The 19354-nt window shown below is 66.7% G+C and carries 16 protein-coding genes; 13 read left to right on the forward strand and 3 right to left on the reverse strand.

Annotated features, from left to right (window positions below; translation table 11 throughout):
* Positions 1–158: 158 nt before the first annotated feature.
* From ACSQ24_RS05215 to ACSQ24_RS05230, 4 genes are all read left to right on the forward strand, one after another.
* Entirely contained in the window at positions 159–902 is a 744-nt protein-coding gene (locus ACSQ24_RS05215; RefSeq protein ID WP_436093663.1) for a glucosamine-6-phosphate deaminase, read from the forward strand.
* Positions 903–909: 7 nt separating this feature from the next.
* A complete protein-coding gene (locus tag ACSQ24_RS05220) occupies positions 910–1932 on the forward strand; it encodes an N-acetylglucosamine-6-phosphate deacetylase (protein ID WP_436093664.1) in 1023 nt (340 codons plus the stop codon).
* 38 nt (positions 1933–1970) lie between these two features.
* Positions 1971–3161, forward strand: coding sequence for an ABC transporter substrate-binding protein (locus ACSQ24_RS05225; RefSeq protein WP_436093665.1), 1191 nt, complete (start codon positions 1971–1973; stop codon positions 3159–3161).
* A 374-nt stretch (positions 3162–3535) separates the two neighbouring features.
* Positions 3536–5290 carry an ankyrin repeat domain-containing protein gene (locus ACSQ24_RS05230; RefSeq protein WP_436093666.1) on the forward strand — a complete coding sequence of 585 codons (1755 nt, stop codon included), beginning with the start codon at positions 3536–3538 and terminating at the stop codon, positions 5288–5290.
* A 111-nt stretch (positions 5291–5401) separates the two neighbouring features.
* Here the strand turns inward: ACSQ24_RS05230 and ACSQ24_RS05235 are convergent, their stop codons facing one another.
* Entirely contained in the window at positions 5402–7180 is a 1779-nt protein-coding gene (locus tag ACSQ24_RS05235; RefSeq protein ID WP_436093667.1) for an ABC transporter transmembrane domain-containing protein, read from the reverse strand.
* Positions 7181–7326: 146 nt separating this feature from the next.
* On the opposite strand from ACSQ24_RS05235, the gene rpmE reads away from it, so the two are divergent.
* The 8 genes from rpmE to fba all read left to right on the forward strand — a co-directional run bounded on the left by rpmE (position 7327) and on the right by fba (position 14787).
* Complete coding sequence (gene rpmE, locus ACSQ24_RS05240) at positions 7327–7560, forward strand: 50S ribosomal protein L31 (protein ID WP_066471911.1); 234 nt, start codon at positions 7327–7329, stop codon at positions 7558–7560.
* A 295-nt stretch (positions 7561–7855) separates the two neighbouring features.
* Positions 7856–9859: a transketolase gene (gene tkt, locus ACSQ24_RS05245; RefSeq protein ID WP_436093668.1), complete on the forward strand. Its 2004-nt coding sequence runs from the start codon at positions 7856–7858 to the stop codon at positions 9857–9859.
* 109 nt (positions 9860–9968) lie between these two features.
* On the forward strand, positions 9969–10979 hold the full coding sequence (gene gap, locus ACSQ24_RS05250) for a type I glyceraldehyde-3-phosphate dehydrogenase (protein ID WP_436093669.1): 1011 nt from the start codon (positions 9969–9971) through the stop codon (positions 10977–10979).
* A 71-nt stretch (positions 10980–11050) separates the two neighbouring features.
* A complete protein-coding gene (locus ACSQ24_RS05255; protein ID WP_436093670.1) occupies positions 11051–11530 on the forward strand; it encodes a hypothetical protein in 480 nt (159 codons plus the stop codon).
* Complete coding sequence (locus ACSQ24_RS05260) at positions 11527–12096, forward strand: putative glycolipid-binding domain-containing protein (RefSeq protein ID WP_436093671.1); 570 nt, start codon at positions 11527–11529, stop codon at positions 12094–12096. The genes ACSQ24_RS05255 and ACSQ24_RS05260 overlap by 4 nt, the downstream gene beginning before the upstream one ends.
* Positions 12097–12107: 11 nt before the next feature.
* A complete protein-coding gene (locus tag ACSQ24_RS05265; RefSeq protein WP_436093672.1) occupies positions 12108–13301 on the forward strand; it encodes a phosphoglycerate kinase in 1194 nt (397 codons plus the stop codon).
* Between the two features lie 54 nt (positions 13302–13355).
* Complete coding sequence (locus ACSQ24_RS05270; RefSeq protein ID WP_436093673.1) at positions 13356–13613, forward strand: hypothetical protein; 258 nt, start codon at positions 13356–13358, stop codon at positions 13611–13613.
* Between the two features lie 91 nt (positions 13614–13704).
* Positions 13705–14787 (forward strand): class II fructose-bisphosphate aldolase, encoded by a 1083-nt coding sequence (gene fba, locus ACSQ24_RS05275; protein ID WP_436093674.1) that lies wholly within the window; start codon positions 13705–13707, stop codon positions 14785–14787.
* 222 nt (positions 14788–15009) lie between these two features.
* On the opposite strand, the gene ACSQ24_RS05280 is transcribed toward fba, so the two are convergent.
* Positions 15010–17013, reverse strand: a complete 2004-nt coding sequence (locus ACSQ24_RS05280) for a PhoX family protein (RefSeq protein WP_436093675.1) — start codon at positions 17011–17013, stop codon at positions 15010–15012.
* A gap of 74 nt (positions 17014–17087) precedes the next feature.
* Positions 17088–18440, reverse strand: a complete 1353-nt coding sequence (locus ACSQ24_RS05285) for a methyl-accepting chemotaxis protein (protein WP_436093676.1) — start codon at positions 18438–18440, stop codon at positions 17088–17090.
* 165 nt (positions 18441–18605) lie between these two features.
* On the opposite strand from ACSQ24_RS05285, the gene ACSQ24_RS05290 reads away from it, so the two are divergent.
* On the forward strand, positions 18606–19352 hold the full coding sequence (locus tag ACSQ24_RS05290) for a YebC/PmpR family DNA-binding transcriptional regulator (protein ID WP_436093677.1): 747 nt from the start codon (positions 18606–18608) through the stop codon (positions 19350–19352).
* Positions 19353–19354 lie beyond the last annotated feature (2 nt).

The following is a 19354-nucleotide window of genomic DNA, read 5'->3' on the forward strand; positions in this document are numbered from 1 at the left end:
CCTGACGGCCCGACACAAACCTATGCGCGCAAATCCCGCGAAAAGCGGCGGCGTGCCATGCCTTTGCGATAGGTGCGCCGTCTTGCGCCCATGCTAGCATGAGGGCTGGTATGGTAGTGTACCACGCCGACCGCCGCGGCCGAGCCGGCAGGAGCAGCATGACCGACATCCGCATCACCCCCGACAAGAACGAGCTCGGCCGGCAGGCAGCGGCGCTCGGCGCCGAGACGATCCGCGCTGCGATCGCACGCCATGGGCAGGCGACGATCATCGTCGCCACCGGCGCGAGCCAGTTCGAGATGCTGCAGAACCTCGTTGCCGCCGAGGGCATCGACTGGTCGAAGGTCACCGCCTTCCATCTCGACGAATATGTCGGCCTGCCCGAGAGCCATCCGGCGAGCTTCCGCGGTTATCTGAAGGAGCGCTTCCTCGCACCGCTCACCGTCAAGCCAGCCTTCATTCCGGTTAACGGCGAGGGCGATCCTGTCGCCGAGACCAGACGCCTCAATGGGCTGATCGCAGGGCGCCGCATCGATCTTTGCTTCGCCGGCTTCGGCGAGAACTGCCATCTCGCCTTCAACGATCCGCCGGCCGATTTCGAGACGGACGAGCCCTATATCGTCGTCACCCTCGACGAGGCCTGTCGCAACCAGCAATTCGGCGAGGGCTGGTTCGAGAGTCTCGCCGCGGTGCCGGAGCAGGCGATCTCGATGAGCATCCGCCAGATCCTGAAGAGCGAGCTGATCGTGCTTTCGGTGCCGGACGCCCGCAAGGCTCAGGCGGTGAAGGACGCGCTCGAAGGCGAGATCACGCCGCTGCACCCGGCCTCGATCCTGCAACGCCATCCCAACACGGTGCTGTTCCTCGATCCGCCGGCCGCTTCGCTGCTGAAGACGGGTTGAGCGGGTCATGCCCGTCTCGCCTGGCCTCGTCGATCTCCAGATCAACGGCTTCGCCGGGGTCGACTTCAACAACCCGGCGATCACGGCGGCCGATCTCGATCGGGCCCTGGAGGCGATGTTGGCGACTGGCGTCACGCACTGCCTGCCGACGATCATCACCGCCTACCCGCATGAGCTGATCGAGCGCTTTCGGGCGCTCGATGCCGCGGTCGCCGGCAGCCGGCTCGGCCCGCTGATGTGCCCGGGCTATCATCTTGAAGGCCCGTTCCTGAACCCGGCGCCGGGCTATCACGGCTGCCACCCTCCCGCGGCGATGACGACAGCAAAGCCGGAGCTGATCGCCGAGGTCGAACGCGGCCTGTCGCGGCCGATCCTGATGGTGACGCTCGCTGCCGAGCGCGAAGGCGCGGTCGCGCTGACGAAGGCGCTGGCGGATGCCGGCAAGATCGTCGCGATCGGGCATTCGGCTGCCGATTTCGATCAGGTCTCGGCCGCGGCCGATGCCGGCTTGTTGCTCTCGACCCATCTTGGCAACGGCCTGCCGCAAACCTTGCACAAGCTCGCCAACCCGATCTTCGCCCAACTCGCCGAGGACAGGCTGATGGCCGGTTTCATCGCCGATGGCATCCATGTCCATCCCAAGGCGCTCGCCGCGCTGATCCGGGCCAAGGGGGTCGAGCGCTCGATCCTCGTTACGGACGCGGTGGTTGCGGCTGCCGCGCCGGTCGGCCGCTACCATTTTGCCGGCATGGCCGTCGATCGCATGCCTGATGGTTCGGTCCGGCAGGAAGCGGGACTGCTCGCTGGCTCGGCGCTCTGCCTGGACAAGGCGGTGCGCAATGTCGTCGCCTGGGGCATAGCGACGCCAGAGCAGGCTTTCGCCATGGCCTCCAGCCACGCACTCGCCGCGATCCGCCCTGCGCTCGAAGCGCATGGCATCGCGCTTGCGGAGGGCGAGGTCGAGTGGTCGGATGAGCTTTTCGTCAGGCGGGTCCGCCTCGCCGATCAGGAACGTCGCTACGACGCATGACCGCCGCTGGAACGGCGCGACAACAAAGGGGGAAGGCAATGACCAAGCATCTTCATGGCATCGACCGCCGCACCGTTCTCGGTGGCCTCGGCGCGCTTGCCGCCGGCGGTCCGGCATTCGCCGCCTCGCCGCCGCTGCCGACCAGCCCCGTCGTGATCAGCGTCATGGATGTCGGCGGCGCGCTCGCCTTGATGCAGAGGGCTTTCGAGGACTACCGCACCGCCAATCCCAAGCTGGTCTCGCGCATCGCCTTCGTGAAGGCGCCGGCGCCCGAACTCGCCAGCAAGCTCAAGGCGCAGCAGGATGCCGGCAAGGTCGATCTCGACCTGATCCTGACCGGCAGCGACGGCCTCGCCGCTGGGCTCGACCAGAAGCTCTGGCAGAAGATCCTGCCCGACTTCTCCGACAAGTTCCCGAACATCGAGGCCAATTACGAGCCGGCCGCGCTCAACCTGCACAAGGTCCAGGGCGACGGCTTCGGCGTGGTCGTCAACTACTACCCCTCCGGCCCGCTGCTCGAATACATGCCGGACCGAGTGAAGAGCCCGCCGACCACGGCCGAGGAGCTGCTCGCCTGGGCCAAGGCCAATCCGAACAAGTTCATGTATGCCCGCCCGACCAATTCCGGCCCGGGCCGCACCTTCATGATGGGCCTGCCCTACCTCCTCGGCGACAAGGACCCACAGGACCCGGTCGGCGGCTGGGACAAGACCTGGGCCTATCTGCAGGAGCTCGGCCAGTCCATCGAGTACTATCCGGCCGGAACCGGCGCGACGATGAAGGAGTTCGGCGACGGCTCGCGCGACATCATCATCTCGACCACCGGCTGGGACATCAATCCGCGCGCGCTCGGCATCGTGCCGAAGGAAGCCAAGATCCAGACGCTGAAGGGCTTCCACTGGGTCTCGGACGCCTTCTTCATGTGCGTGCCGAAGGGCCTGCCCAATGATCGCCTCGCCGTGGTGCTCGACATCATGGCGCATGTGCTGACGCCGAAGATGCAGGCCTATTCCTATGACGAGGGCTATCTCTATCCGGGCCCGGCGGTGAAGAACGTGCCGCTCTCACTGGCGCCGGAAGCGAGCCAGAAGGTCATCGCCGAGTTCGGCCGGCCGGAATATGCCGACCTGATCGCCAACAACCCGATCGAGCTGCCGCTGAAACCCGACAAGATGGTCGTCGCCTTCAGGAAGTGGGACGAGCTGGTGGGCGCCAAGTGGGCGAAGTGAGCGGCTGACTCGAGCGCAGGGGACGCGACGGAGATCCCCTCTCCTGGAAGGAGAGGGGCAGGGGTGAGGTGTTCGGGAGAGGAATCGTTGGCCCGAACCCGACCGCGCCGCGAGCGCTCGCGGAGCTGGTCAAGCGGCCTACACCTCACCCTGCCCTCTCCTTACAGGAGAGGGTTCCCCGCGGACTGCATCGGCGCTTCGCGACACCGATTGACTCCACCGCCGCCATGCGCTTTTCATCCGGGTAGAGCGCATGGGGCGCCACCAGTCCGCGGCAAGGGAGCCTGCTCCCACCCATACCGAGCGACGACATCGCATCTCGCTTTCTTCCGGCCTGTCGAGCGGACATCAGGCTTTCTTCGGAAGGAAGGCCCATGTCCGATCCCACCCGCGAACTCACGCCCCGCTCGACCCTCGAGACGATCCGCCGCCAGGCCAAGCGCTGGCTGAAGGAGATCGAGGCCGGCGATACTGAAGCTCTTGCCCGTTTCCGCAAGCTGATCCCGGACCATGCCGGCGCGGCCAAGCTGCGCGAGGTCCAGCATGCGCTGGCGCGCGACTACGGGCTGGCGAGCTGGGCGGCGCTGAAGCAGGAACTCGCCGCGCGCGAGGCTGCGGCGCGCGGCCATGCCGCGCTCGTTGCGCTGTTCCTGGAGAAGTCGGCGCTGCGCTACGGCGTCAGGCCCGGCACCCAAAGCTGGGGCGAGTACGAGGCCGACCGGCCGGCGCGCGGCGCACTGGCGCAGCGCCTGCTCGAACGCCATCCCGAGATCACCGGCGACAGCATCCACACCGCCGTCGCTGCGCATGATCTCAATGCGGTCAGCGCCTTCCTCGGCAAGGACGCCGCGGTTGCGAACAAGCCGAGTGATTTCGACGGCTGGATGCCGCTGGTCCGCCTCGCCTTCACGCGCCTGCCGAACGAAGCCTTGTCACGCAACGCCGTCGCGCTCGCGCAGCTCCTGCTCGACCATGGCGCCGATCCGAACGCGCTGTTCAGCGACGGCACCAACCACTTCACCCCGCTGACCGGCGTCATCGGCGGTGGCGAGGGCAACCAGCCCTCGCATCCGCAGGCCGAGGCGCTGGCGCGGCTCCTGATCGCCCGCGGCGCCGATCCGCTCAATGGCCAGGCGCTCTACAACTCGTCGCTCGGTGCCGACGATATCACCTGGCTCGACCTGCTCTGGAGCGAGACGGAGAAGCGTGGCGAGACCGGGCGTTGGCATGAGCCTGTGCGTGAATTGCCGGCACCGCCGCTCGACTACCTGCTCGGCAACGCCGTGCCGCGCCAGCCGAAACGCGCCGCCTGGCTCCTAGCCCATGGCGCCCGGGCGCAGGCGGTCAACGCCTATTCGAAGCAGAGTCTGGTCAAGCAGGCCATGCTCGACGGTCGCAGCGATCTCGTTCGCCTGCTGATCGAGAATGGCGCCAGCCCGGTCGAACTCAGCGGACAGGAGGCCTTCACCGCTGCGGTTGCGCGTGGCGACCAAGCCGAGGCACGCCGGCTGCTCGACGGCAATCCGGACTTCCTGCTCAGCCCGGCGCCGCTGCTGGTCGCGATCCGGCAGGGTAAATCGGAGATCGCAGCGCTGGCACTGCGCCTAGGCGTCTCGCCGGATGCCGAGACGCGCGACGGCGTCCGGGCCCTGCACAAGGCGGCCGGGAGCGGTGCGATCGAGATCGTCGCGCTGCTGGTCGAGGCGGGTGCGCAGATCGATCCGATCGAGCGTCGCTATGGCTCGACCCCGCTCGGCTGGGCGCGTCATCAAGGCGCCAGCGCCGCGCAGATCTATCTGGCCTCGCGCAGCCACGACATCGAAGCGCTGTGCGAGGCCGGCGAGATCGAGCGGCTGGAGACGCTTTTTGCCAAGGAACCGACGCTCGCCAATGCGCCGGTCCGCTCGGGCGAGGCGCCACTGTTCTGCCTGCCGGACGACGACACCAGCGCCTGCGATCTCGTCGAGTTCCTGCTCGCGGTGGGGGCCGATCCAACGATGCGCAATGCGGAAGGGCAGACGCCGGCACAAGTCGCGCGCAAGCGAAGCCTGCTGGACACGGCGGCGCTGCTGGAGGCCTTCCTTCTCCCCTCGGGGGAGAAGGTGGCAGCGCGAAGCGCTGACGGATGAGGGAAGGACGGCTGCAGTCTGTCCTTGTCTCACCCGGTCGTACCACCCTCATCCGCCTGCCGGCACCTTCTCCCCCGAGGGGAGAAGGAAGCTCTGAAAGGCAGAAGGAAGTCAGGCCGCCTCCAACCCGAACTGCAGCGCAGCCAGCCGCGCATAGAGCCCGCCCTTGGCGACGAGGGCGGCATGCGTGCCTTCCTCGACGACCCGGCCGTCCTCCATCACCAGGATGCGGTCGGCGGAGAGGATGGTGGCGAGCCGATGGGCCACGACCAGCGTGGTCCGCCCCTGCATCAGTCGGTCGAGCGCGTCCTGCACGGCGCGCTCGCTTTCCGAATCGAGCGCCGAGGTCGCCTCGTCGAGCAAGAGAATCGGGGCGTCCTTCAGCACGGCGCGCGCGATGGCGAGACGCTGGCGCTGGCCGCCCGACAAGGTGACGCCGCGCTCGCCGATGACGGTGTCGTAACCATCAGGCAGCGCCCGGATGAAGCCGTCGGCGGCGGCGAGCTGCGCGGCTTCCTCGATCTGCGCGCGGGCCGCGCCGGGCCGACCATAGGCAATGTTGTCGGCGACCGAGACGCCGAACACGGTTGGCTCCTGCGGCACCAGCGCGAAGCGGCTGCGCCAGTCGGTCGGGTCGGCCTCCGGCCCGGCGACGCCATCAACGACGACGCGGCCGGCGAAGGGGTCGTAGAAGCGCAGCGCCAGCTGCAGCACCGTGCTCTTGCCGGCGCCGGATGGGCCAACCAGCGCGACGCGTTCGCCCGGCCTGATCGCAAGATCGAGATCGGCGAGCGCGAGATTGCTACGGCCGGGATAGCGGAAGGAGACGCCCTCGAAGGCGAGGGCGCCGACCGCCGGCATAGGCAACGCCTTGGGGTGGGGCGGCGCGGTGATGGCCGGTTTGGTAGCGAGGATTTCGCCGAGCCGTCCGGCAGCGCCGGCTGCAGCCGAGATGTCGCCATAGACCTCCGAGAGCTGGCCGAGCGAGCTCGCCGCCAGCACGGCATAGAGCACGAATTGCGACAGGCGCCCGCCACTCATCCGCCCAGCGAAGACCTCGGTCGCACCAACCCAGAGCACCAGCACGACGCTGGCCGAGACCAGGAAAATCGCGATGCCGGAGAGCCAGGCGCGCGAGCGCGTCGCATCGCGCGAGGCGTCATAAGCGCCATCCGAGGCGCCCTGGAAGCGCCGCGTCGTCTCACGCTCGGCGCCGAAGGACTGCATGGTCCGGATCGCGCCGATCGCCTCGGCGGCGAAGGCCGAGGCATCGGCGAGCCGGTCCTGCGCCGCACGGGCCCGCTTGCGCACGGTGCGACCGGAGAACACCAGTGGCAGCACGATCAGGGGAATCGCGCCGATCACGATCGCCGAGAGCTGCGGGCTGGTCACGATCATCATGACGAGCGCGCCGAGGAACATGATGCCGTTGCGCAGCGCGATCGAGGCGGTCGAGGCGAAGGTCGACTTGATCTGGGTGGTGTCTGCGGTCAGGCGCGAGACCAGGTCGCCAGCGCGGCTGGCGTCAAAGAAGGCCGGCTCGAGCCGGGTCAGGTGCGCGAAGACGTCGGCGCGCAATTGCGAGACGACGCGCTCGCCGACCGTCATCACCAGATAAAAACGGAACGAGCTCGCCAGCGCCAGCACGGCGACGACGCCGATCAGGATGGCGAAATAGGAATTCGCCAGTTGCTGCTCGCCGCCGGAGAAGCCGACATCGATGACGCGCCTCACCGCCATCGGCAGTATCAGCGTCGCCACCGAGGCGACGATCAGCGCGACGAGCGCGAAGGCGATCCGCTGCTTCTGCGCTAGCGCATAGGGCCAGAACGAGCGCAGGGCGCTGAAATCCGGCCGCGCCTTGGTGTCTTCCTTGGTCTCGTTCGCCACGCTTACCTATCCCGAAAAGCTTGCACCGTCGCTGCGGCTGCGCTATGGGCACCCGACTTCACGACAGGCTCATACGAATTGTTCGAAGAGCCGGCGATGTGCGCCGAGTTCCGGCCACCCGCTTTTCGACAATTGAGGATTTCGCCATGAAGACCGGCATTCATCCCGACTACCACACCATCAAGGTCGTCATGACCGATGGCACCGAATACTTCACGCGTTCGACGCTGGGCAAGGAGGGTGACACCCTCAATCTCGACATCGACCCGAAGACCCACCCGGCCTGGACCGGCGGTACCCAGCACATGCTGGACCGCGGCGGCCGTGTCTCGCGCTTCAACTCGCGTTTCGGCGCGCTGGGCGCCCTCGGCAAGAAGTAATTCGCGGCTTTCGGGCCAGCGACAACGACAGAAGAGCCCGGCCGTGAGGCCGGGCTCTTTCGTTTGGTGGCGACGATAGGCCGCGGTCCATTCGCCCGCCATTCCAGCATGGCGACACGGCACTTTTGAATCAGTCACGGAAGATTTGCTCCGCTTTGGCCTGCACGGCGTATGGCGAATTGACTCCGCTTGAGCCGGCGGCCTATCGAACGCGCGACCTTTTTCGCAAGTTCGCTGCTCGCCCCCGGACAGCTCCGGCGCGCGAGTCTCGTTCCCGCCTCGCCGGAGAGACTTCATGACGACGCCCGCGATCGACCGCGCTTTGCACGAGCGGCTCGCCAATGCCATACGCTCGCTCGCCATGGATGGCGTCGAGCAGGCGAAGTCCGGCCATCCCGGCCTGCCGATGGGTGCGGCTGATGTCGCGACCGTGCTCTTCACCCGCATCCTGAAATACGATGCCGCCGAACCGCGCTGGCCCGATCGCGACCGCTTCGTGCTCTCGGCCGGCCACGGCTCGATGCTGATCTACGCGCTGCTCTACCTCACCGGCACGCCGGGCCTGGAGCTCGACGACCTCAAGAAGTTCCGCCAGCTCGAATCGAAGACCCCGGGGCACCCCGAGAACTTCATGACTGCCGGCGTCGAGACCACCACCGGCCCGCTCGGCCAGGGGCTCGCCACCGCGGTCGGCATGGCGATGGCCGAGCGCATGCTCGCCGCCGAGTTCGGCAAGAAGCTGGTCGACCACAAGACCTATGTGCTCGCCTCCGACGGCGACCTGATGGAAGGCATCAGCCAGGAGGCGATCGCGCTCGCCGGCCATCAGAAGCTCAACAAGCTGATCGTGTTCTGGGACGATAACGGCATCTCGATCGACGGGCCGCTCTCGATCTCCGATTCGGTCGACCAGGTCGCGCGCTTCAAGGCCTGCGGCTGGAAGGCCGAGCGCGTCGACGGGCATGATCCCGATGCGATCGAGGCGGCGGTCCGCCGAGCCCAGAAGTCGAACAAGCCGACGCTGATCGCCTGCAAGACCGTGATCGGCTTCGGTGCGCCGAAGAAGGCCGGCACCTCGAAGGCGCATGGCGAGCCGCTCGGTGCCGAGGAACTCGCCGCTGCCAAGAAGGCGCTCGGCATCACCGGCGGGCCGTTCGAGGTCGCGGCCGACGTGCTCAAGGCCTGGCGCGGCTTCGGTGCCACCGGCTTCGCCGAGCGCAAGCAATGGAACACGCGCCTGGCTGCGCTGTCCGAGCGCAAGCGCAGCGAGTTCGAGCGCCGGCTGTCGCTCACCCCTCCGGCCAAGCTCGGCAAGGCGCTCGTCGCTCACAAGAAGGCGCTCGCAGCGAGCCCGGTCACGGTCGCGACCCGCAAGGCTTCGGAGCTGGCGCTTGAAGCCATCATGCCGGTGATGCCGGAGCTGGTGATGGGCTCGGCCGATCTCACGCCATCCAACAACACACGCACCAAGGCGGCCGAGGACTTCACGCCGAAGACGCCGAAGGGCCGCTATGTCCGCTACGGCATCCGCGAGCACGGCATGGCCGCGGCGATGAACGGCATCACGCTGCATGGCGGTTTCCGCACCGCCGGCGGTACCTTCCTGGTCTTCGCCGATTATGCCCGCCCGTCGATGCGGCTCGCCGCGCTGATGGGCCTGCCGGTCGTCTACGTCATGACCCATGATTCGATCGGCCTCGGCGAGGACGGCCCGACCCACCAGCCGGTCGAGCAGATCGCCAGCTTGCGCGCCATGCCGAACATGCGCGTGCTGCGTCCCGCCGATGCGATCGAGACAGCGGAGGCCTGGCAGATCGCGCTGGAGCGCACCGATGGGCCGACCGTGCTGGCGCTCTCGCGCCAGAACCTGGCGCCGGTCCGCACCGACGGCACGGCGACGAACCGTTCGGCCAAGGGCGCCTACGAGCTGCTGGCGGCCGAGGGTGGCAAGGCCCAGGTCTCGCTCTTCGCCTCGGGCTCCGAGGTCGAGATTGCGGTCGCTGCCCGCAAGCTCCTGGCCGAGAAGGGCATTCGCGCCCGCGTCGTCTCGGTGCCTTCGCTCGAAGCGCTGCTGGAGCAGGACGAGGCGACCAGGGCCGCGATCATCGGCGATGCGCCGATCAAGATCGCGATCGAGGCTGCCGTGCGCTTCGGCTGGGATGGCGTGATCGGCGCCGATGGCAGCTTCGTCGGCATGTCCTCCTTCGGGGCGAGCGCGCCCTATAAGGAGGTCTACAAGCATTTCGGCATTACGCCGGAGGCGGTTGCCGAGGCAGCGATCAAGCGTCACAACGGCTGAGCTTCCTTGAAATTTTTAAGGCCTGCCCTTGCGTTCCGCCATGGTTTGGCCGATTTGCCCGCGTGAATGACGCCGGTCCTGCCGGCGAACGGCGAAGGAGAGGATTGAGATGACGGTCAAGGTGGCGATCAACGGCTTCGGCCGTATCGGGCGCAACGTGCTGCGCGCGATCATCGAGTCGAAGCGCAAGGACATCGAGGTCGTGGCGATCAACGATCTCGGCCCGGTCGAGACCAACGCCCATCTCTTCCGCTTCGACTCCGTGCATGGCCGCTTCCCCGGCACGGTGACCGTCTCCGGCGACACGATCGATGTCGGCCGCAGCCCGATCAAGGTCACCGCGATCCGCGATCCCAAGGACCTGCCGCACAAGGCGCTCGGCGTCGACATCGCTTTGGAATGCACCGGCATCTTCACGACCCGCGACAAGGCGGCGGCCCATCTTGCCGCCGGCGCCAAACGCGTGCTGGTTTCGGCTCCCTGCGACGGCGCCGACCTGACTGTGGTCTTCGGCGTCAACAACGACGCCCTGACCAAGGATCACATCGTCGTCTCGAACGCCTCCTGCACCACCAACTGCCTGGCCCCGGTGGTCAGGGTGCTGCATGACGCGGTTGGTATCGACAAGGGCTTCATGACCACGATCCATGCCTATACCGGCGACCAGCCGACGCTCGATACGATGCACAAGGACCTCTACCGCGGCCGCGCCGCCGCGATGTCGATGATCCCGACCTCGACCGGTGCCGCCAAGGCGATCGGCCTCGTCATCCCCGAGCTCAAGGGTCGCCTCGACGGCACCTCGATCCGCGTGCCGACGCCGAACGTCTCGGTCGTCGACTTCAAGTTCATCTCGAAGCGCAAGACCACGGTCGAGAAGATCAACGAGGCGATCATCAAGGCGAGCAAGCGCGGCGCCCTGAAGGGCATCCTCGCCGTCACCGACCAGCCCAACGTCTCGATCGACTTCAACCACGATCCGGCGTCGTCGACCTTCGCGCTCGACCAGACCAAGGTCCTGGACGAGAAGTTCGTCCGCATCCTCACCTGGTACGACAACGAGTGGGGCTTCTCGAACCGCATGAGCGACACTGCCGTCGCCATGGCGAAGCTGATCTGACGCACACTCCCATTGCAGCCGCGCCTTATCTGGCGCGGCTGCGTCCACATCGCCGAGGAACGGACCGCGCAATGAACAAGATCGAGCCGACCGTCGCCACGCCGAGCACGCCCGTCGAGACCATCGCCGTGCCGCCGGCGCCGAGCATGGCCGAGATCGCCGCGGCTCGCGTCCCCGAGCCGAAGCCGGCTGAGATGAAGATCGCCGAGCCACTTGCGGCCAGCGATCCGCGCAAGCTCGACCAGCTTTCGCGGATCGAGGACAAGGCAGCCCGGATCGAAGAGAAGTTCGCGCGCTACGAGGCGGTGCTGACCCGCGCCGAAGCTTCGCTCGACCGCAGCGCCCAGAAGGTCGAGCTCGCCGCGGGCACCATGGACTTCGCCGGCCTGCGCGAGGAGTTCTCGGCGCTGCGCCAGCGCGTCAACGCGACACCGCGCTTCGGCGCGCTGCTGCTCACCGGGATCGTCACGGCGATCCTGACCGTCATCCTGACGGTGATCGTGCTGAAAAGCGGCGTTCCCGGCGTGCTGCCACCGATCCTGCCGCGATGAGCTTTCGCCCGGCCGCCGAACTTGCGGGCGGGCGCAATGTCCGCTGGCAGGCGCTGGAAGGCGACGGGCTCGAGCATCTCACGCTGCGAGCGGGCACGAATGGTCTTCGCGCCGATTCCGTGCTGATCGGCGAGCGCGACGGGCAGCACTACGGTGCGACCTATCGGATCGACTGCGATCCTGACTTCACGGTCAGGGCCTTCGAGGTCGCGACGACCGATGGCCGTCGTCTCGCCATGACACGGCGCGATGGCCTCTGGCACGATAGCGAGCGCGGCCACCTGCCGGCCTTCGACGGCTGCGTCGACATCGATCTCTCCGGAACCCCGTTCACCAACACGCTGCCGATCCGCCGCTGCGCCTGGCAACCGGGACAGCAGCGGCGCATCGCCATGCTCTTCGTGCCGTTCGACAGCTTCGAGCCGTTTGTCACCGAGCAGGTCTATACCTGCCTCGCACCGAACCTCTTCCGGTTCGAGACGGCCGATGGCAGTTTCACCGCCGAACTCCCCGTCGACGAGGACGGCCTCGTCATGGATTATCCCAGTCTGTTTCAACGCTTGTGAGAGAGTTCTCCATGCCTGCTTTCCGCACCCTCGACGACGCCGATCTCGCCGGCAAGCGCGTCCTCGTCCGTGTCGATCTCAACGTGCCGACGGAGGAGGGCAGGGTCACCGACACCACCCGGATCGACCGCATCCTGCCGACGATCCGCGAGATCGCGCAGAAGGGCGGCAAGGTCATCCTGCTGGCGCATTTCGGCCGACCGAAGGGGCGTGACGAGAAGAACAGCCTTCGGCAGGTCGTGCCGGCGCTGGCACATGCGCTCGGCCAGCCGGTGATCTTCGTCGGCGACTGCATCGGCACGGAAGCGCCGAAGGCGATCGCCGCCGCCAAGAACGGCGAAATCCTGCTGCTTGAGAATACCCGCTTCCACGCCGGCGACGAGGCGAACGATCCCGAATTCGTCAAGGCGCTCGCCGCCAATGGCGATCTCTATGTCAACGACGCCTTCTCGGCTGCCCACCGCGCCCATGCTTCGACGGAAGGGCTGGCGCATCTGCTGCCGGCCTATGCCGGGCGCACCATGCAGGCCGAGCTGGAAGCGCTCTCCTCCGGTCTCGACAACCCGGCGCGGCCAGTGATGGCGATCGTCGGCGGCGCCAAGGTCTCGACCAAGCTCGAGCTGCTCGGCAACCTCGTCAAGAAGGTCGATGTGCTCGTCATCGGCGGCGGCATGGCCAACACCTTCCTCGCCGCGCGCGGCGTCAATGTCGGCAAGTCCCTGTGCGAGCACGATCTTGCCGGCACCGCCCGTGAGATCGAGGAGAAGGCCAAGGCCGCAGGCTGCGAGATCATTCTGCCGGTCGATGCGCTGGTGGCGCGCGAGTTCAGGGCCCATCCGGGCCATCGCGTCGTCTCGATCAACGAGATAGGGGCGGACGAGATGATCCTCGATGCCGGCCCACTCAGCGTCGCCGAGGTCGTGCTCAAGCTCAACACCGTGAAGACGGTGGTCTGGAACGGGCCTTTCGGCGCCTTCGAGCTGCCGCCCTTCGACACCGCGACGGTTGCGATTGCCAAGGCCGTGGCCGAGCGCGTCCGCGAGGGCAAGCTCGTCGCGGTCGCCGGTGGTGGCGACACGGTCGCGGCGATGAACCATGCTGGCGTCGCCGAGGACCTGACCTATGTCTCGACCGCGGGCGGCGCCTTCCTCGAATGGATGGAAGGCAAGGCGCTACCGGGCGTCGAGGCGCTGCGGAAGGGCTGAGCTGAACCGCAGCTTACAGTTGCGGAGTGCAGTGTTTATGCTATGTTCTCGTGCATGAGCGAGAACGTGCAGACGGCAATGTACGAGATCCTGAAGAAGATTCAGGCGGATATCGCTTCGTTTCGGACCGATGTGAACGAGCGCTTCACCCGTGTTGAGGCACGCTTCGAGGGGCTCGACGATCTCGTTCGCAAGCAGCGCCGCGACACCGCGGGTCTGCTCGTCATGGCCAAGGCCGTGACGGGCGATTTTGCCGAACAGGTCGCGGCGATCGAGGAGCGCGTCAGGGTCTTGGAGGCGCGCGGGCGCTGATCGCGTTCACTTTTTGGCTGCTTTCGCTTTGCGTCCGCCACAGTTCGATTCTAAACCCTCCGGATAAGCAGAGCCCAACCGGAGGATCATCGTGGCCCGTATCACGCTTCGCCAATTGCTCGACCATGCCGCCGAGAACGACTACGGCGTTCCGGCTTTCAACATCAACAACATGGAGCAGGCGCTCGCGATCATGGCCGCGGCGGACGCGACGGACGCCCCCGTGATCATCCAGGCCTCGCGCGGCGCGCGCTCCTACGCCAACGACATCATGCTCAAACACATGATGGACGCGGTCACCGAGATCTATCCGCACATCCCGGTCTGCGTGCATCTCGACCATGGCAACGAGCCGGCGACCTGCATGACCGCGATCCAGGCCGGCTTCACCTCGGTGATGATGGACGGCTCTCTCAAGGCCGACGGCAAGACCCCGGGCGACTGGGACTACAATGTCGGCGTGACCAAGACCGTCACCGAGATGTCCCATCTCGGCGGCATCTCCGTCGAAGGAGAGCTCGGCGTGCTCGGCTCGCTCGAGAGCGGCGAAGGCGAGAAGGAGGACGGCCACGGCTTCGAGGGCAAGCTCAGCCACGACCAGCTCCTGACCAATCCCGACGAAGCGGTGAAGTTCGTCGCCGAGACCAAGGTCGATGCGCTCGCCATCGCCATGGGCACCTCGCACGGTGCCTACAAGTTCACCCGCAAGCCCGATGGCGCGATCCTGGCGATGCACGTCATCGAGGAAATCCACAAGAAGCTGCCGAACATGCATCTCGTCATGCACGGCTCGTCCTCGGTGCCGCAGGACCTCCAGGACGTGATCAACCAGTATGGCGGCAAGATGCCCCAGACTTGGGGCGTGCCGGTCGAGGAGATCCAGCGCGGCATCAAGCACGGCGTGCGCAAGATCAACATCGACACCGACAACCGGATGGCGATGACCGGCCAGATCCGCAAGATCCTGTCCGAGAACCCCGGCGAGTTCGATCCGCGCAAGTACCTGAAGCCGGCGATGGAGGCGATGACCGCCCTCTGCAAGAAGCGGCTGGAAGAGTTCAACACTGCCGGCCAGGCCTCGAAGATCAAGCGCGTCATCACGCTCGCGGACATGGCCAAGCGCTACGCCAAGGGCGAGCTCGACCCGACCTTCGGTTCGAAGAAGGCGGCGTAGGCCGCCCTCAGTTATGCCGCGTGAACCGCGGGGAACCCCTCTCCTGTAAGGAGAGGGGCAGGGGTGAGGTGTTCGGGAGGGAAATCGTCAGCCTGAACCCGACTGCGCCGTGAGCGTGGCGCCCCGCTGGTAAAACGGCCTACACCTCACCCTACCCTCTCCTTACAGGAGAGGGTTCCCGCGCTTTCCGCGTTCAGCGATGGGGGGTGAAAGAGAAAGGCCTCAAACCCCGATCTTGCCGCCGCCCTTCTTGGTGATCGCCACTACGGACGGCCGCACCGGCATATCCGGTTTGAAGTCCGGCCAGCGGGTCGAAAGATCCTCGTAATAGGAGCGGCGGCCGAAGGCGGGCCAGTCCGGACCGTCGTCGCCCGGATGCTGGACGGCGACGAAGGCCGTCGTATCGTCGGGCGTGAAGCAGGGGCCGCAGAGCTCGGCGCCGTGCGGCACGCGGTAGAACAGCTTCGAGGTCCGACGCGCCTCGCCCTCGGTATCGACGGCCCAGAGTCCGTCGGTCCGGCCGGTTTCCGGGAAGCCGTTTCCATCGGTCGAGACCCAGAGCCGCCCGGCGGAATCGACCACGGCGTTGTCAGGCATGCCGAACCAGCCGTTCTTGCTGGTCTCGGTCGAGAAGCTCGCACCGACCGCGGCGACCGAAGGATCGCCGCATTTCAGCAGCACTTCCCATTTGCCTTTGGTCGCGGTGAAATCGCCGCCATCCTCGATGATTTCGATGATGTGGCCGAAGGCGTTCTTGGCGCGCGGATTGGCGGTGTCGACCTGGTCTTCCTTGCGGCTGGTGTTGTTGGTCAGCATCACATAGACGCGGCCATTGACGCCGTTGGGGGTGATGTCTTCCGGCCGGTCCATCTTGGTGGCGCCGAGCAGGTCGCCGGCGCGGCGGGTCTCGATCAGCACGTCGGCCTGGCTGGCGAAGCCGTTGGCGGCGGTGAGCGGCCCCTGGCCGAAGACCAGCGGCAGCCACTCGACCGAGCCGTCGGCGCCGAACTTGGCGACAAAGAGCGTGCCGGTGTCGAGCAAGTCCAGGTTGGCGGCGCGGTTGTTCGGGTCGAAGCGGCCGGTGGTCACGAACTTGTAGACATAGTCGAAGCGCTCGTCGTCGCCGAGATAGACGACGACGCGGCCGTCCTTGGCGACGATGCTGTCGGCGCCCTCATGCTTGAAGCGGCCGAGCGCGGTACGCTTCTTCGGCACCGAGTTCGGGTCGAACGGATCGACCTCGATGACCCAGCCGAAGCGGTTGGCCTCGTTCGGCTCCCTGGCGAGGTCGAAGCGCTCCTCGAACCGGCCCCAGGCATAGGGCGCCGAGGGAATGGCGAGGCGCTTGTAGTTGGCTTCCTCGCGATGGCCTTCCGGCAGCTTGCCGGAGAAGTAGCCGTGGAAGTTCTCCTCGCCGGAGACGAAGGTGCCCCAGGGCGTCATCGCGCCGGAGCAGTTGTTCAGCGTGCCGAAGACCTTGCGGCCGCTGGAATCGGCATTGGTCTTCACGCGGTCGGAGCCGGCAACGGGACCCGAAAGCTGCATCTCGGTCGCAACGGTGATGCGGCGATTGTATTTGGAGTCTTTCACCAGCGCCCATTTGCCGTCGGTCCGGCGGACCTCGGCGACGGTCGCGCCATGTGCCATGGCCTCGATCCGGAAACGCTCGGGCGTGGCGTTCTTCATCACGGGTTTGCCGTCCTTGATCTCGACGACACCGGGAAACATCAGATGCGGGTTGGTGTATTCGTGATTGACGAAGAGCACGCCATGGGCAGACGGATCGGCCGCACCCGGCATCGGCAGATAGCCGACAAAGTCGTTATTGTAGCCGAATTGCCTGGCCTGGGCCTCCGGCGTCTGCTTGGCCGGGTCGAAATCCGGCGCGTCCGCGAACAGCGGATCACCCCAGCGCAGCAGCACGTCGGCCTGATAGCCTTCTGCGACATGATGGTCGGCGTCGACCCCGGCTTCGACCTCCTTGAAGCTGAAAGCAGACGCCTTCGCCTGGGCTCTGGCCTCGTCGGCGGTCATCAGCGCGGCCGCGCCAACCGTCGCCGAGATGGCTGAGACGGCGAGCGCGCCCTTGAGCAGGCCGCGGCGCGAGAAGCGCTGGCCGATCAGCTCGCCCATGGTCGGGTTGGCCGAATGGTTCTGCGGCGGAGCGTCGTCATGCTCGAGCATGCTGGCGCCGAAGGTGGATTCGTATTGGGTCTCTTCGGTCATGCCCGGCCCTGTCGTGCAAATTGGAACGGCTCGAATATATGAGCCATGCTTGACAGGTCGGTGACGGTCGCCCCTCAGGCGGCGCGGTTCTGCCGGGTCAGGTTCTCGAAGGCTTCGGTCAGGGTTTCGGCCTGGCGCGCAAGCGTCTGGGCGAGGCCGAGCATTTCGCCGACGCTGGTGCCGGATGCCTGGGCGGATTCGTTGACGCTGGCGATGGCGTGCGCGACTTCCTGCGTGCCCTGCGAGGCGAAATTGACGCTGCGGGCGATCTCCTGGGTCGCTGCCCGCTGTTCGTCGACGGAACTCGCGATCGTCAGCGTGGTGTGGTCCATGTCGCCGACGAAGCCAACGATGCTCTCGATCGCTTGGACGGCTTCTTGCGTCGCCGCCTGCATGGCCGGAACCTGAGCCGCGATTTCGTCGGTCGCCTTGGCGGTGCGGGCGGACAGTTGTTTCACCTCCTGCGCGACCACGGCGAAGCCCCGTCCCGCCTCGCCGGCGCGCGCCGCCTCGATCGTCGCGTTGAGGGCGAGCAGATTGGTCTGAGCGGCGATGTCGCGGATCAGATCGACGATGGAGCCGATCGTCTGCGCCGATTGCGCGAGCCCCTTGACGATCGCCTCAGTCCGCAATGCGGCCTGGCTGGCATCGTGCGCCTTGGTCGTGGCACGCGCGACTTCCTCGGAAATCTGGCTGAGCGAGATGGACAGCTCCTCGGCGGCGCTGGCGACGCTGCCGACATTGTCGGAAGCCTCGTCCGACGCCCGGGCGGCTGCGACGGCCTGCGTGCCAGTCTCCTTGACGATGCCGTTCATGGTATGCGCCGTCGCCTCGACGACACGGGCACTGCCGGTCACGGCGCCGACCACGTCCCGGACCGTGACCTCGAAAGCCGAGATCTCGCGCTGGATGCGCTCGCGGCTCTGCCGCTGAACATGCGAATAGGTCTCGAGCAGCAGTTCGAGATCGAGCTGCACCGCCTTCTGCAGGGCGGCGCGCAGCGCAATGCGGCGGTTGTATTCCTTCGCCTGCCAGAAATGGCTGAGCTTGGCGAGGCCGTCGCGCAGCAGACCGAGTTCGGCTCCGACCGCATTGCCGACGATCGCGTGACAGATTGCCACCGCATGGGCTGGAACGCCGTTGTCGTTAAGGGCGCTGGCGACAGCGTGCGCGGATTGGAGATAGCCGTCATCGAGCTCGCCCGACACCAGCCTGATCCAGTGCGCGAGCCTGAGCTCGTGCACCTCCGGCCGCTGCATCGCGCTCAGGATTTCGGGCCAGGCCTCGAAATGCTCATGCAACTCCGGCAGCAAGTCCGGCAGGCGCCGGCGCGCAAACTCGGCCTGCTGCCGCAGCAGGCCGATGTCGATGGCGTCGATCCGGAAGGTTCGCAGGCGCGCCGCGTGCTCGGCGATGGCGTTAGTCATGCGCGCTGCGTTCTATTCCGCTGGTGGGCCTGCCCGCGACATTGCGGACAGTTCGCGAATAAACGCTTAAGCATGGGGGCGCGGGAAACGCTGTCGCCGCGCTTGCCTCGCGCCGAGCCGGCTGAGTATAAGCCGGCCGGCGCATAACAGCGGAGATTTGAGCGTATGGCCGGCCATTCACAGTTCAAGAACATCATGCACCGCAAGGGCAAGCAGGATGCGGTGCGCTCCAAGCTGTTCTCGAAACTGGCCCGCGAAATCACCGTCGCCGCCAAGATGGGCATGCCGGACCCGAACCTGAACCCGCGCCTGCGCATGGCCGTGCTCGCCGCGCGTGCCGAGAACATGCCGAAGGACAATATCGAGCGCGCCATCAAGAAGGCGCTGGGCGGCGACAGCGAGAACTATGACGAGGTGCGCTATGAGGGCTATGGCCCGGGCGGGGCGGCCGTCATCGTCGAGGCTCTGACCGACAACCGCAACCGCACCGCCTCTGCCGTGCGCTCCTATTTCACCAAGGCGGGCGGGGCACTGGGCGAGAGCAACTCGGTCTCGTTCATGTTCAACCGCGTCGGCGAGATCAGCTATCCCGCCGAAGCCGGCGATGCCGACAAGGTGATGGAGGCCGCGATCGAGGCCGGCGCCGACGACGTGATCAGCGACGAGAACGGCCACGTCATCCTGTGCGCCTTCGATTCGCTCAACGAGGTCTCGAAGGCGCTGGAGGCCGCGCTCGGCGCGCCGGCCTCGGCCAAGCCGGTCTGGCGCCCGACGACGACCGCCCCGCTCGACGAGGACAAGGCGGCGTCGATGATGCGGCTGATGGAAGCGCTCGACAATGACGACGACGTCCAGAACGTCTTCGCGAATTTCGAGATCGCCGACGAGGTGATGGCCAAGCTCGGCGGCTGAGT

The organism is Allobosea sp. LjRoot237 (assembly GCF_964253285.1).
Lineage (GTDB): Bacteria > Pseudomonadota > Alphaproteobacteria > Rhizobiales > Beijerinckiaceae > Allobosea.

What these genes read in the sequence shown, in the direction of transcription:
- ACSQ24_RS05255 (WP_436093670.1), top strand. Translation starts at nt 11,051, where the DNA reads ATGAACAAGATCGAGCCGACCGTCGCCACGCCGAGCACGCCCGTCGAG.
- ACSQ24_RS05280 (WP_436093675.1), bottom strand. Translation starts at nt 17,013, where the DNA reads ATGACCGAAGAGACCCAATACGAATCCACCTTCGGCGCCAGCATGCTC.
- ACSQ24_RS05215 (WP_436093663.1), top strand. Translation starts at nt 159, where the DNA reads ATGACCGACATCCGCATCACCCCCGACAAGAACGAGCTCGGCCGGCAG.
- ACSQ24_RS05225 (WP_436093665.1), top strand. Translation starts at nt 1,971, where the DNA reads ATGACCAAGCATCTTCATGGCATCGACCGCCGCACCGTTCTCGGTGGC.
- ACSQ24_RS05260 (WP_436093671.1), top strand. Translation starts at nt 11,527, where the DNA reads ATGAGCTTTCGCCCGGCCGCCGAACTTGCGGGCGGGCGCAATGTCCGC.
- ACSQ24_RS05220 (WP_436093664.1), top strand. Translation starts at nt 910, where the DNA reads ATGCCCGTCTCGCCTGGCCTCGTCGATCTCCAGATCAACGGCTTCGCC.
- ACSQ24_RS05265 (WP_436093672.1), top strand. Translation starts at nt 12,108, where the DNA reads ATGCCTGCTTTCCGCACCCTCGACGACGCCGATCTCGCCGGCAAGCGC.
- tkt (WP_436093668.1), top strand. Translation starts at nt 7,856, where the DNA reads ATGACGACGCCCGCGATCGACCGCGCTTTGCACGAGCGGCTCGCCAAT.
- ACSQ24_RS05285 (WP_436093676.1), bottom strand. Translation starts at nt 18,440, where the DNA reads ATGACTAACGCCATCGCCGAGCACGCGGCGCGCCTGCGAACCTTCCGG.
- rpmE (WP_066471911.1), top strand. Translation starts at nt 7,327, where the DNA reads ATGAAGACCGGCATTCATCCCGACTACCACACCATCAAGGTCGTCATG.
- gap (WP_436093669.1), top strand. Translation starts at nt 9,969, where the DNA reads ATGACGGTCAAGGTGGCGATCAACGGCTTCGGCCGTATCGGGCGCAAC.
- ACSQ24_RS05290 (WP_436093677.1), top strand. Translation starts at nt 18,606, where the DNA reads ATGGCCGGCCATTCACAGTTCAAGAACATCATGCACCGCAAGGGCAAG.
- ACSQ24_RS05230 (WP_436093666.1), top strand. Translation starts at nt 3,536, where the DNA reads ATGTCCGATCCCACCCGCGAACTCACGCCCCGCTCGACCCTCGAGACG.
- ACSQ24_RS05270 (WP_436093673.1), top strand. Translation starts at nt 13,356, where the DNA reads ATGAGCGAGAACGTGCAGACGGCAATGTACGAGATCCTGAAGAAGATT.